Source organism: Microbacterium sp. sgz311019 (assembly GCF_056135325.1).
Map to the genome: position 1 here is coordinate 81,179 of NZ_JBWAXO010000002.1, position 12,507 is coordinate 93,685.

Below are 12,507 nucleotides of genomic sequence, written 5' to 3' on the forward strand. Positions count from 1 at the left end.
GACCGAAGGCTAGGAGCCCCTCATGATCACGTGGGAATACCTCACGACCCCTCTGCTCATCCACAACACCGCCGCCATCCTCAACAACTGGGGCAAGCAGGGCTGGGAGCTCGTCCAGGTCGTGACGGGTCCCGAGGGCGGGCTCGTCGCCTACTTGAAGCGCCCGGTCGGCGGTGGCGCCGCGAATGCGGGACTGGATGCCGCGGCCCAGGCCGCCACGCAGTTCGAAGGGAACTGACCATGACCGTCTCTGAGAACCTCGCCCAGCTCGGCATCGACCTGCCGACGGTCGCGACCCCCGCGGGCGCCTACGTGCCCGCGAAGCGGCACGGCGACCTCGTCTACACCGCCGGACAGCTGCCCCTGGTGGCCGGAGTTCTCCCCGCAACCGGCAAGGTCGGCGAGGGCTCCCACCAGATCGCTCCCACCGACGCGCGGGAGTACGCGCGGCTGAGCGCGCTCAACGCGATCGCCGCCGCCGCATCCGTCGTCGGGGGAGTCGACAACCTCACCGGAGTGCTCAAGGTCACCGGGTTCGTCGCATCCATCCCCGAGTTCACGGGGCAGCCGGGCGTCATCAACGGCGCCAGCGAGCTGCTGGGCGATGTGTTCGGGGATGCCGGCCGCCACGCGCGCTCCGCTGTCGGCGTGCCCGTGCTGCCGCTCGACAGCCCGGTCGAGGTCGAGGTCGTCTTCACGGTCGCCGTCTGACGTTCCTACGCAGAACGCCCCCGCCGAGGCGGGGGCGTTCTGCGTCTCGGACTACTTCACCTGGGCGCTGATCACCGACATGACCGCGGTGTCGGCGAGGGTGGTGGTGTCGCCGACCTCGCGGCCTTCCGCGACGTCGCGCAGCAGACGCCGCATGATCTTGCCTGAGCGGGTCTTCGGCAGCTCACCCACGATGTAGACGTCGCGGGGGCGGGCGATCGGGCCGATCTGCTCGCTGACCCAGATGCGCAGGTGTGTGGCGAGGCCCTCCGGCGTGTGCTCCGAGAGGTAGCTCTCCTTGATGATGACGAACGCCACCACCGCCTGGCCCGTGGTCTCGTCCGAGGCGCCGACGACGGCGGCCTCGGCCGTGGCCTCGTGCGCCACGAGCGCCGACTCGATCTCGGCTGTCGAGAGGCGGTGGCCGGACACGTTCATGACGTCGTCCACTCGACCGAGCAGCCACACGTCGCCGTCGTCGTCCAGTCGAGCGCCATCGCCCGCGAAGTAGTAGCCGCCCTTGTCGGCGAACTTCTCCCAGTACGTCTGGACGTAGCGGTCGGGGTCTCCCCAGATTCCGCGGAGCATGCTGGGCCACGGCTCGGTGATGACCAGGAGCCCGCCGTTGCCGTTGCCGACGTGCACGCCGGCATCGTCCACGACGTCGATCGAGATCCCGGGGAGGGCGACCTGCGCCGAGCCGGGCTTGGTCTCGGTGATGCCCGGGAGGGCGGAGACCATGATCGCGCCGGTCTCGGTCTGCCACCAGGTGTCGACGACGGGGGTGCGATCGTCGCCGATGACCTTGCGGTACCAGATCCACGCCTCCGGGTTGATCGGCTCACCCACCGAGCCGAGCAGCCGCAGGCTCGAGAGGTCGAACTTCTTCGGCACCGAGCGGCCGATCTTCATGAACGAGCGGATGGCCGTCGGCGCCGTGTAGAGGATTGTGACGCCGTACTTCTCGACGACCTCCCACCACCGGCCGGGATGCGGCGTGTCGGGTGTGCCCTCGTACAGCACCTGCGTCGCGCCGTTGGCGAGCGGACCGTAGACGACGTAGGAGTGGCCGGTGATCCACCCGATGTCGGCCGTGCACCAGTAGACGTCGGTCTCGGGGTGCAGGTCGAACACGTACTTGTGGGTGAGTGCGGCCTGGGTGAGGTAGCCGCCGGACGTGTGGAGGATGCCCTTGGGCTTCCCGGTCGTCCCCGACGTATAGAGGATGAACAGCGGGTTCTCGGCGGGGAAGCCGCGCGCCTCGTGCTCGGCAGACGCCTGCGGCACGACCTCGTGCCACCAGACGTCGCGGCCCGCGGTCCACTCCACGTCGTTGCCGCCGCGCTTGACGACCAGCACGTGCTCCACGGTCTCCTGGACGCCCGATCCGTTGCGATCGGCGAGCGCCATGTCGACGGCGGGCTTCAGCGCCGAGACCTTGCCCTTGCGGTAGCCGCCGTCGGCGGTGATCACGAGCTTGGCGCCCGCATCGTCGATGCGCGCACGGAGGCTGTCGGCCGAGAAGCCGCCGAAGACGACGGAGTGGATCGCACCGACGCGGACGACGGCGAGCATCGCGGCGACGGCCTCGGGGATCATCGGGAGGTAGATCGCGACGCGGTCGCCCGCACCGATGCCGAGGTCTGTCAGGACGTTCGCGACCCGCTTGACCTCATCGGTCAGCTCCGCATAGGTGATGCGTCGCGAATCGCCCGGCTCGCCCTCCCACAGCAAGGCGACCCGGTCCCCGTTGCCGGCCTCGACATGGCGATCGAGGCAGTTGTAGGCGACGTTCAGCTCGCCGTCCGCGAACCAGGTCGCGAACGGGGGGTTCGACCAGTCGAGGGTCTGGGTGAAGGGCTTCGACCAGGTCAGCAGCTCGCGCGATTCGTCGGCCCAGAAGCCGAGGCGGTCGGCCTTGGCGCGCTTGTACAGCTCCTCGGTGGCGATCGCCTCGGCGGCGAACTCGGCGCTCGGCGCGAATCGTCGGGATTCGTCGAGGAGATGGTCGATCTGGCTGCTCATGAGCACGCTCCTTCGCGGGCGGAACCGGGGGATGCCGCGGACGGGGGCCGTCGTGCGGGGACGGGGTCACTCTAACCCCGCGGTTCACAGCCGACTACCTCCGATAGTGGGTGGCACTCTCACCGGATCGATAGCCGATATATCACCGGCGAGCTGGGAAATCGTTTGGACGGTTGCCGAATGTTGCGTAAGCTCGACTCCGGCCGAACATCGATTCTGGCATTGCAGCTCCCGGTAAACCCCCCCCGATTCGGGCGCTGCGCGTGGCGGCATCCCATTCCCCCCATGGGATGCCGCCCACCTTTTTTGGGCACGCTCCCATTCGTCTCTCCTCCCCAACCGGATGCCCTGTATCCGTGTCCACCGGCGGGCGGAGGCGGGGGCGTCGTGGTCTCTGCGGAACCTACCGTCGTCCACATGTCCGCTCCGTTCGTCGTCGTCCCTCGCCCCGGGTCGAACGCGCCGCGCCCCGCCGTCGTGCCGCGGCCCCTCTCGATCCAGCCGCTCGCTCGCGCATCCCGCGAGCACGAGCCCTGGCGTCCGCGCCCCGCGGCCGAGGATCCGTTCCCCGCGGGGCTGGCCTTCATCCCCGTTCGTGCGGAGCGCGCACCTCTCGAGCCCGTGGCGGATGCGCCGTCCCCGCCCCCATCCCGCCATCCCGCGCTCGCGCCCCTCGCGGTCTGGCTCGATGATCCCGAGGTCACCGACATCTTCGTCAACGGAGCCGACGGCCTGTACGTCGACCGCGGTCACGGCGCCGAGCGCGACACGCGCTGGCGCGCCAGCGAGTCGGATGTGCGCGCTCTCGCGGTCTCCCTGATCTCCCTCGGCGGCCGGCATGTCGATGACAGCTCGCCGTGCGTCGACGTCCGTCTGCAGGACGGAATCCGCGTGCACGCGGTCCTGCCGCCGATCTCGCCCGACGGCACGCTGGTCTCGCTGCGGATCCCGCGACTCGGCCGTGCGGTCCTCGACGAGCTGCAGGGACGCGGGATGTTCGGACCGCGTACGGGCGCCGTCCTGCGGGAGCTCGTCGAATCCCGTCAGAACCTCCTCGTCACGGGCGCCGCCGGCGCGGGCAAGACCACGCTGCTCGCGGCGCTGCTCGGGAGCGCGGCCTCCACCGATCGCATCCTGACGATCGAGGACGTCGCCGAGCTGCGCATCGACCACCCGCATCACGTGCGGCTCGAGTCCCGACAGCCGAATCTCGAGGGCGTCGGTGGGGTGGGGCTCGCGCGCCTCGTCCGCGAGGCCCTGCGGATGCGTCCGGACCGGCTCGTGCTCGGCGAGTGTCGTGGAGAGGAGGTGCGCGACCTCCTCTCCGCGCTCAACACCGGGCACGACGGGGGAGCGGGCACGGTGCACGCCAACGGCATCCGCGACGTGGCGGCGCGGCTCGAAGCTCTGGGAGCGCTCGCAGGGCTCGACGATCGCGCCCTCGCCCGGCAGGTCGTCAGCGCGATCGGCTGGGTCCTGCATGTGGAACGGGACGCATCGGGCCGACGCCGTCTCGTGGGCATGGGCCGACCGGCGCTCGACGGCGACCGGCTCGCGATCGAGGAGGTGCCGTGTCCCGACTGAGCGGTGCGCGCCTGTTCGGTCGCGGGCGAACCGAGAGACGCGAACGGGATGCCGAGACCGCCGATGCTGTGCTGCGGCTCGCAGTGCTGCTCGAGGCCGGCGTGCCCGCTGCGCGGGCGTGGCCGCACGTCCGCGCCGGCGCGGCCGCGGAGCCCCTCTCCCCAGCGGCGATCGCCGAGCTCGGCGGGGCGTGGCGCGCGGTGGGGGCGGCATGGGCCGTGTCGGCCGCAGTCGGAGCCCCGCTCGCCGACAGCCTCCGCGCGATCGCGGCGGCGCTTCGTGACGCGCAGGAGACGGCGGACCAGGTGCGCGTCACCCTCGCCGAGCCCGCGGGCACGGCGCGGCTCATGGCGTGGCTGCCTCTGGTGGCCCTCGCCCTCGGCTCCGCCCTCGGGTTCGACACCGTCTCCGTCCTCGCGGGCAGCCCCGCCGGCTGGCTGTGCGCGATTGCGGGCCTGCTCTGCATGGTGGGGGCGCGGCGCTGGTCGGCGCGCCTCGTCCGCCGGGCGACCGCCCCCGAGGGGGTGCCGGGACTGCGCGCCGAGCTCAGCGCGATCGCGCTGCGCGGCGGCGTGTCGGTCGAGCGCGCGCGGGAGATCGTCGGGACCGCGGTGGCGTCTGCGGGTATCGATGAGCCGGCATCGGGCGATGCTGCTCACGCGGATGCCGACATCCTCGCGCTGTCGCGGGATGCCGGCGTTCCCGCGGTCGAGCTGCTGCGCGCGTCAGCGGTTCTCGCCCGGCATCGAGCGCGCACCGAGGGGCGGCTGCGTGCCGCGAAGCTCGCATCGCACCTGCTTGTTCCGCTCGGGGTGTGCACGCTGCCCGCGTTCCTGCTGCTGGGCGTCGCGCCCATGCTGCTGAGCGTTCTCGGCACCACCTCGATCGACCTCTGACGTGCCGCAGTTCCAGACCCTTCAGTGCCCACGACCGAAAGGAAGAGCAATGCCCAAGACCCACCCGACCGCACCGGTTCCGCTGACGCGGCGCCGCGCTGCACAGCTGTTCGGCGACGAGACCGGAGCCGCGACCGCCGAATACGCTGTCGCGACGATGGCTGCCGTCGCCTTCGCGGGACTCCTCGTCGTCATCATGCGCAGCGACGAGGTGCGCGGAATCCTCACCGACCTCGTGCGCCGCGCGCTCACCGTGGCATGAGCGGAGCATGAGCGTCCGGCTGGGCGACCGCGGATCGGTCACGGCCGAGTTCGCGATCGCCCTGCCGGCGGCGGTGCTGGTCCTCGCTCTCGGTGCGACGATCCTCGCGGCGTGCGGGCATCAGGTCAGGCTGCAGGATGCGGCCGCCGACGCCGCCCGTCTCGCCGGCCGCGGCGAGGCCGACCGAGGTGCGGCGCTGGTCGTCGACGTCGGCGGGACGGCATCCGTCTCCCGCGATGCCGGGCTCGTCTGCGTCACCGCCACCGCGCCGGCCGGAGCGCCGCTCATCGGCGTCGAGCTGCGCGCGCGTTCGTGCGCGCTGGACGAGGCGGCGTGGGATGACGGCGCCGAGAGCGCGGTGCCCGGCGCCGCACCGTCGGACGGCTGACCGATGGCTGGAACGGTGCTTGTCGTGGGGGTGCTCGGGGTGTCCGCCGCGCTCGGTCTCGGTCTCGCGGCGGTGGGCGCAGCGTCGGCGACGGGCCAGCGGGCGGCCTCCGCGGCGGACGCGGCGGCTCTGGCAGCGGCGGACGTGGCATCCGGAGCCGTCGCCGTCCCGGGAGAGGACTCGTCGTGCGTCCTCGCGCAGCGCGTGGCCGAGCGCGCGGGTGCGCAGCTCACCGCGTGCGACGTCGATGGACTGATCGCGACGGTGTCCGTGCGGGTGCCGTTCGGCGCCCTGGCGGCACGTGCGTCGGCGCGCGCGGGCCCGCCCGACGCGCGATGATGCAGGTTCCCGCTGAGCGAACGGCTGTGCCGCTCCCAGGAACTCGTGTGTATGGTGTGCTTCGACAGAAGAGGGGAACCCGTGGCACAAGGCAAGAAGCTCGTCATCGTCGAGTCGCCCACCAAGATGAAGTCCATCCAGGGCTATCTGGGAGACGGCTACGAGGTGCTGAGCTCCGTCGGCCACATCCGCGACCTGGCCGACAAGAAGGACATCCCGGCCGAGAAGAAGGCCGCGTATGGCAAGTACTCGATCGACATCGACAACGGGTTCGACCCCTATTACGTCGTCAACGCCCGCAAGACGAAGACCGTCGCGGAGCTCAAGCGTGCGCTGAAGGATGCCGACGAGGTCCTCCTCGCGACAGATGAGGACCGCGAGGGCGAAGCCATCGCATGGCACCTGCTGCAGGTGCTGAAGCCCAAGGTCCCCGTGAAGCGCATGGTGTTCCATGAGATCACCAAGGACGCGATCCGTGCCGCCGTCGACAACACGCGCGAGCTCGATCTCGCCCTCGTCGACGCGCAGGAGACCCGGCGCATCCTGGACCGCCTGTACGGGTGGGACGTGTCGCCGGTGCTGTGGATGAAGGTGCAGCAGGGCACATCCGCCGGTCGTGTGCAGTCCGCCGCGACGCGACTCGTCGTCGACCGCGAGCGCGAGCGCATGGCATTCGTCCCTGCCGGATACTGGGACCTCGAAGCGCTCGCCGTCAAGCGGTCGCCCGGCGATCCCGACGCGGAGAGCTCGTTCACCTCGCGCCTGGCCCGCGTCGGCGGCGCCCCGCTCGCCCGCGGCACCGACTTCGACGACGCCGGTGTGCTGAAGCGGGCGGTGCTCGTCTTGGACGAGCAGCGGGCGCGTGCGCTCGCCGCCGCCGTCGAGGCCGTGGGCCTCGCATCCGTCACCAACGTCGAGGCGAAGCCCGGCACGCGCAGCCCGCGAGCACCCTTCACGACCTCGACCATGCAGCAGGAGGCGGGCCGCAAGCTCTCGATGAGCGCGAAGCACGCGATGAGCGTCGCCCAGCGTCTCTACGAGAAGGGCTTCATCACTTATATGCGCACCGACTCGACCGCCCTGAGCACGCAGGCGGTGCAGGCGGCGAGAGCGCAGGCCGTGAAGCTCTATGGCGAGAAGGCCGTGCCGCTGAATCCCCGTGTGTACCGCAGCAACAGCAAGAACGCGCAGGAGGCGCACGAGGCGATCCGCCCGTCGGGCGAGGAGTTCCGCACGCCCTCGCAGGTGTCCGGCGAGCTCGATCGTGACGAGCTGCGGCTCTTCGACCTGATCTGGAAGCGCACGGTCGCCAGCCAGATGGCCGACGCGAAGTACGAGACGACGACCATCACGCTCGCGGTCGACGCCGCCGGCGAGCTCGCCGAGTTCACCGCATCCGGCACCGTCTACACCTTCAAAGGCTTCCTGGAGGCCTACGAGGAAGGCAAGGACGAGAAGCGCAGCGATGCGGATCGCTCGGACGACCAGTCGCTGCCACAGCTCGCGATCGGCGACGAGATCCGGATGCGCGAGGTCGAGCCAAAGGGCCACACGACGACTCCGAAGCCCCGCTACACGGAGGCGAGCCTCGTGAAGGCGCTGGAGGAGAAGGGCATCGGCCGTCCGTCGACGTTCGCCAGCATCATCGATGTGATCCTCGACCGCGGCTACGTCACGAAGAAGGGTCAGGCGCTCGTTCCGAGCTGGCTCGCCTTCAGCGTTGTGCGTCTTCTCGAGCAGCACTTCGCCGATCTCGTCGACTACGACTTCACGGCAGCGCTCGAAGACGACCTCGACGCGATCGCCCGCGGTGAGCAGCAGCGCGTCGCGTGGCTGCAGGACTTCTACTTCGGTTCCGATTCCCAGGTGGGCCTGCGCACCGTCGTCGACAACCTCGGCGAGATCGACGCCCGCGAGCTCAACTCGACGCGCATCAGCGACGTCGCGACCCTGCGCTTCGGCAAGTACGGCCCGTACCTCGAGGTGTCGGACCCGCAGCACCCCGACGCCACGCCGCGCCGGGTCAACGTCCCGGATGACCTCGCGCCGGACGAGCTGACGGCGGCGCGGGCCCAGGAGCTGATCGACGCCCCCGTCGCCGGCGACCGCGTCCTCGGCGAGAACCCGGCCAACGGCAAGATCGTCGTCGTGAAGGACGGCCGATTCGGGCCCTATGTGCAGGAGGAGGATCCGGTCGATCCGGACGCCGCAGACCGCGAGACCGGCGAGATCGAGGACGCCCCGAAGAAGCGCACGGCCAAGAAGGCGGCCGCGCCGAAGCCGCGGACGGCATCCCTCTTCAAGACGATGTCGGTCGACACCATCGACCTGGACACGGCCCTCAAGCTCCTCGACCTGCCGCGTACCGTCGGCACCGACCCGGAGTCGGGTGAGCCGATCACCGCCCAGAACGGGCGCTACGGCGCCTACGTCAAGAAGGGCACGGACTCGCGCTCGCTCGACGGCGAGGACCAGATCTTCACCATCACACTCGACCAGGCGCTCGCGCGCTTCGCCGAGCCGAAGTACGGGGCCCGCCGGGCGTCGAGCGCGCTCAAGGAGTTCGACAACGACCCGGTCAGCGGCAAGCCGATCAAGCTCAAGGACGGCCGCTTCGGCCCCTACGTCACGGACGGCACGACGAACGCGACGATCCCCCGCGGCGAGGACGCGATGGAGGTGACGTTCGACCGGGCGGTCCAGCTGCTCGCGGACAAGCGCGCGAAGGGGCCGGCACCCAAGCGCACGACCCGCACGACGCGCACGCCTGCGAAGAGCACGAAGAAGTGACGGGTCTCTTCGTCACGTTCGAGGGTGGCGACGGGGTCGGCAAGTCGACGCAGGCGCGGTTGCTCGAAGAGTGGCTGACGGCCGCCGGCCACACCGTGCTGCGCACGCGCGAGCCGGGCGGAACGGAGGTCGGCGAGCTGATCCGCGACATCGTCCTGCATCACCGCGGCGAGATCGCCCCGCGCGCCGAGGCGCTGCTGTACGCGGCGGATCGAGCGCACCACGTCGCCACGGTGGTCCGGCCGGCGCTCGAGCGCGGCGAGATCGTCATCCAGGACCGCTACCTCGACTCGTCCGTCGCCTACCAGGGCACGGGTCGTGTGCTCGGCGCCGACGACGTCCGGGGGCTGTCGGTGTGGGCTGCCGAGGGGCTGCTGCCCGACCTCACCGTCCTTCTCGACCTCGATCATGACGTCGCCCGGCATCGCCTCGACGCCGACGCCAAGCCCTTCGACCGGCTGGAGGCCGAGCAGGCGGAATTCCACGGCCGAGTGCGCGAAGCCTTCCTGGGGCTCGCCGCGGCGGAGCCGGAGCGCTTCCTCGTGCTCGATGCATCCGCCCCTCCGGGGGAGCTCGCCGCCGCGGTCCGCGACCGAATCGAGACCTTGCTCACATCGGGCGTGTAGGCGGCCCCGTTTAGGGTGGACAGCATGGATGCCACGGCCCCCGCGACCGCGCCTTCCACGCTGCCGTGGGGCGAGGTGTGGGGGCAGGCCGATGCTGTCGCGCAGCTGTCGGCCGCCGCATCCGACCCCGCGAACCTCACGCATGCGTGGCTGATCACCGGTCCGCCAGGCTCCGGTCGCTCGACGCTCGCGCACGCGTTCGCCGCCGCCCTCATCGCCGAGGAGGGCGACGAGCGGACGATGCACCAGGTCCTCTCGGGCACGCATCCCGACCTCACGGCGCTGCGCACCGAGGGTGTCATCATCTCCATCAAGGATGCGCGCGCCCTCGTCGAGCGCTCCTACTTCGCGCCGTCCCTCGGCCGCTACCGCGTCATCGTGATGGAGGACGCCGACCGCATGACCGAGCGCACCTCCAACGTCCTCCTGAAGGCCCTCGAGGAGCCGCCCGAGCGCACCGTGTGGGTGCTCTGCGCGCCGAGCGACGCCGATCTGCTGCCGACGATCCGCTCGCGCGTGCGGACGCTGCGCCTGCGCGAGCCGGAGGTCGCCGACGTCGCCTCCCTCATCGTGCAGCGCACGGGAGCCGACCCCCTCGTCGCCGAGCAGTCGGCCCGTCACGCGCAGCGGCACATCGGCATGGCCCAGCGTCTGGCGACGGATGCCGCGGCCCGCGACCGCCGCGATCTCACCCTGCGCGGCGTCCTCCGCGTACGCGGCGTCGGTGACGCGGTCGATGTGGCCGGCGAGATCGCCAAGGCCGCGAAGGATGACGCCGACGCCCTGACCCTCGAGCGCAACGAGGCCGAGCGTGCGGAGCTGCTGCGCATGGTCGGCGTCGCCGAGGGAGCGGCCGTGCCGCCCGCGGTCCGCTCGCAGCTGAACGCCCTCGAGGAGGAGCAGAAGCGGCGCGCGACGCGCAGCCTCCGCGACGGCATCGACCGCGTGCTCACCGACCTGCAGTCGATGTTCCGCGACGTCGTCGTCCTGCAGTACGGCCGTCACGACCTCGTGAACGCCGAGCTCGCACCCGAGCTCGAGACGCTCGCCGGGTCATGGAGCCCGCAGCGCACCCTGACCGTGCTCGACAAGATCGCGCTGACGCGCCGCAATCTCGAGCAGAACGTCGCCCCCGCCCTTGCCCTGGAGAGTCTGCTCGTGACCGTCGCGAGCGGGAGGACGCTGTGAGAACACGAACCCGAGTGCTGGCGATCATCGCCGGCCTGGCCGCTGCATCCATCGCCCTGTCGGGATGTCTGTACTCGATGATCCCGTCGGAGGCAGCGCCGACGAAGGGCGTCACGGCGTCCCCCGACACGGCCGGGATCTCGGACGATCTGCTGCCGTACTACGGCCAGCACGTGGACTGGACGTCGTGCGGCCAGGGCTTCGAGTGCGCGGACATCAAGGTCCCGCTCGACTGGCAGAACCCGTCGAAGGCCGACCTGAAGCTGGCGCTGATCCGGCACCTCGCGCCGTCATCGTCCCGAATCGGGTCGCTCGTCACCAACCCCGGCGGCCCGGGGGAGAGCGGCGTGCAGTTCGTGCGCGACGGCATGAGCACGGCCGTCGACAAGTCGGTGGAGAACGCCTACGACGTGGTCGGATTCGACCCGCGCGGCGTTGGCGCATCGACATCGGTCGTGTGCCTCGACGCGAAGGACATGGACTCGTACCTGTTCGACATCCCGAGCGGAACGCGCGGCAGCGCCACGTGGGACGCGCAGCTGCAGGCGAACAACAAGAGGTTCGCCGATGCCTGCGACAAGAACAGCACCGGGATCCTGAAGTACATCACGACCGAGAACGCCGCCCGCGACATGGACGTCCTGCGGGCGGTCCTGGGGGACAAGAAGCTCGACTACCTCGGCTATTCGTACGGCACGCTGCTGGGCGCGACATACGCCGACCTCTACCCCGAGCGGGTGGGGCGGTTCGTGCTCGACGGCGCCGTCGATCCATCCGTGTCGTCGCTGCAGTCGGGCGTCACGCAGGGCGTCGGCTTCGAGTCGGCGCTGCGCGCGTACATGGCGGACTGTCTCAGGCAGAGCGGGTGCCCGTTCCGCGGCACGGTGGACGATGCGATGGCGGATCTCGGGACGCTGCTGGCGAGCGTGGATGCGAAGCCTCTGAAGAACGACGACGGCCGCTTCCTCGGCGCCGACTCGCTCATGACCGGGATCGTCGCGGCGCTGTACTCGCAGGACAGCTGGAAATACCTCACCGCAGCGCTCAAGGATGTGCTCGCCGGCGACCCGAACGTCGCCTTCCAGCTCGCGGACTTCTATTACAACCGGAGCTCGGACGGCACGTACAGCGACAACCTCTTCGAGGCGTTCAACACCTACCAGTGCATGGACTACCCGAATGACGCGACGCAGGCGGAGAAGGATGCCGCTCAGGCCGAGCTGAAGGCGAAGGCTCCCACGATCGCGCCGTACTGGTCGAACCCCGACGTGAACATCTGCGACAGCTGGCCGCACCCGGCGACGGGCAAGCCCGGGAAGATCGCCGCGAACGGCGCCGCCCCGATCGTCGTCGTCGGGACGACCAACGACCCGGCGACGCCCTACGCGTGGGCGGTGTCATTGGCCGATCAGCTGTCCTCGGGCGTGCTTGTGACGCGCGTGGGCGAGGGGCACACCGGCTACAACAAGGGCAACGCGTGCGTCGACACCGCCATCGACGCCTACCTCATCAAGGGGACCGTGCCGAAGGATGGGCTGCGCTGCGGGTGACGGGCCCAGCTCGGTTTCGTGTCCGTACGGCCGCAGTGTAAGATCGTTACTCGTGCCTCGCAGCGCGGAGCACAGGCCGCTTTAGCTCAGTCGGCAGAGCGATTCACTCGTAATGAATAGGTCTGGGGTTCGATTCCCCAAAGCGGCT

12 protein-coding genes and 1 tRNA gene are annotated in these 12,507 nt (G+C 70.4%); 12 read left to right on the forward strand and 1 reads right to left on the reverse strand.

What is annotated here, in order from left to right; genetic code table 11:
* Positions 1–22: 22 nt before the first annotated feature.
* Positions 23–238 carry a DUF4177 domain-containing protein gene (locus tag AC0NZN_RS03215; protein ID WP_474590828.1) on the forward strand — a complete coding sequence of 72 codons (216 nt, stop codon included), beginning with the start codon at positions 23–25 and terminating at the stop codon, positions 236–238.
* Between the two features lie 2 nt (positions 239–240).
* A complete protein-coding gene (locus AC0NZN_RS03220; protein ID WP_474590829.1) occupies positions 241–711 on the forward strand; it encodes a RidA family protein in 471 nt (156 codons plus the stop codon).
* Positions 712–762: 51 nt separating this feature from the next.
* Here AC0NZN_RS03220 and acs read toward each other — a convergent pair whose 3' ends face one another.
* Complete coding sequence (gene acs / locus AC0NZN_RS03225) at positions 763–2,736, reverse strand: acetate--CoA ligase (protein WP_474590830.1); 1,974 nt, start codon at positions 2,734–2,736, stop codon at positions 763–765.
* A gap of 417 nt (positions 2,737–3,153) precedes the next feature.
* Here acs and AC0NZN_RS03230 point away from each other — a divergent pair, with 417 nt between their 5' ends.
* From AC0NZN_RS03230 to AC0NZN_RS03275, 10 genes are all read left to right on the forward strand, one after another.
* Positions 3,154–4,320, forward strand: coding sequence for a TadA family conjugal transfer-associated ATPase (locus AC0NZN_RS03230; protein WP_474590831.1), 1,167 nt, complete (start codon positions 3,154–3,156; stop codon positions 4,318–4,320).
* A complete protein-coding gene (locus tag AC0NZN_RS03235) occupies positions 4,308–5,216 on the forward strand; it encodes a type II secretion system F family protein (RefSeq protein ID WP_474590832.1) in 909 nt (302 codons plus the stop codon). Before AC0NZN_RS03230 ends, AC0NZN_RS03235 begins: the two co-directional genes overlap by 13 nt.
* A 49-nt stretch (positions 5,217–5,265) precedes the next feature.
* A complete protein-coding gene (locus AC0NZN_RS03240) occupies positions 5,266–5,478 on the forward strand; it encodes a DUF4244 domain-containing protein (RefSeq protein WP_474590833.1) in 213 nt (70 codons plus the stop codon).
* A 7-nt stretch (positions 5,479–5,485) separates the two neighbouring features.
* Entirely contained in the window at positions 5,486–5,866 is a 381-nt protein-coding gene (locus AC0NZN_RS03245) for a TadE family type IV pilus minor pilin (RefSeq protein WP_474590834.1), read from the forward strand.
* Positions 5,867–5,869: 3 nt separating this feature from the next.
* On the forward strand, positions 5,870–6,205 hold the full coding sequence (locus AC0NZN_RS03250; RefSeq protein ID WP_474590835.1) for an Rv3654c family TadE-like protein: 336 nt from the start codon (positions 5,870–5,872) through the stop codon (positions 6,203–6,205).
* An 81-nt stretch (positions 6,206–6,286) separates the two neighbouring features.
* Positions 6,287–8,995 (forward strand): type I DNA topoisomerase, encoded by a 2,709-nt coding sequence (topA, locus tag AC0NZN_RS03255; protein WP_474590836.1) that lies wholly within the window; start codon positions 6,287–6,289, stop codon positions 8,993–8,995.
* Positions 8,992–9,621, forward strand: a complete 630-nt coding sequence (tmk, locus tag AC0NZN_RS03260) for a dTMP kinase (RefSeq protein WP_474590837.1) — start codon at positions 8,992–8,994, stop codon at positions 9,619–9,621. The genes topA and tmk overlap by 4 nt, the downstream gene beginning before the upstream one ends.
* 24 nt (positions 9,622–9,645) lie before the next feature.
* On the forward strand, positions 9,646–10,809 hold the full coding sequence (locus AC0NZN_RS03265) for a DNA polymerase III subunit delta' (protein ID WP_474590838.1): 1,164 nt from the start codon (positions 9,646–9,648) through the stop codon (positions 10,807–10,809).
* Between the two features lie 77 nt (positions 10,810–10,886).
* Entirely contained in the window at positions 10,887–12,359 is a 1,473-nt protein-coding gene (locus tag AC0NZN_RS03270; protein WP_474591256.1) for an alpha/beta hydrolase, read from the forward strand.
* Between the two features lie 75 nt (positions 12,360–12,434).
* Positions 12,435–12,507, forward strand: a tRNA-Thr gene (locus tag AC0NZN_RS03275).

Excerpts from the sequence above, each read along its gene's own strand:
- AC0NZN_RS03230 (WP_474590831.1), top strand. The coding sequence starts at position 3,154 with ATGTCCGCTCCGTTCGTCGTCGTCCCTCGCCCCGGGTCGAACGCGCCG.
- acs (WP_474590830.1), bottom strand. The coding sequence starts at position 2,736 with ATGAGCAGCCAGATCGACCATCTCCTCGACGAATCCCGACGATTCGCG.
- AC0NZN_RS03265 (WP_474590838.1), top strand. The coding sequence starts at position 9,646 with ATGGATGCCACGGCCCCCGCGACCGCGCCTTCCACGCTGCCGTGGGGC.
- AC0NZN_RS03245 (WP_474590834.1), top strand. The coding sequence starts at position 5,486 with ATGAGCGTCCGGCTGGGCGACCGCGGATCGGTCACGGCCGAGTTCGCG.
- AC0NZN_RS03270 (WP_474591256.1), top strand. The coding sequence starts at position 10,887 with ATGATCCCGTCGGAGGCAGCGCCGACGAAGGGCGTCACGGCGTCCCCC.
- AC0NZN_RS03220 (WP_474590829.1), top strand. The coding sequence starts at position 241 with ATGACCGTCTCTGAGAACCTCGCCCAGCTCGGCATCGACCTGCCGACG.
- AC0NZN_RS03250 (WP_474590835.1), top strand. The coding sequence starts at position 5,870 with ATGGCTGGAACGGTGCTTGTCGTGGGGGTGCTCGGGGTGTCCGCCGCG.
- AC0NZN_RS03215 (WP_474590828.1), top strand. The coding sequence starts at position 23 with ATGATCACGTGGGAATACCTCACGACCCCTCTGCTCATCCACAACACC.
- AC0NZN_RS03240 (WP_474590833.1), top strand. The coding sequence starts at position 5,266 with ATGCCCAAGACCCACCCGACCGCACCGGTTCCGCTGACGCGGCGCCGC.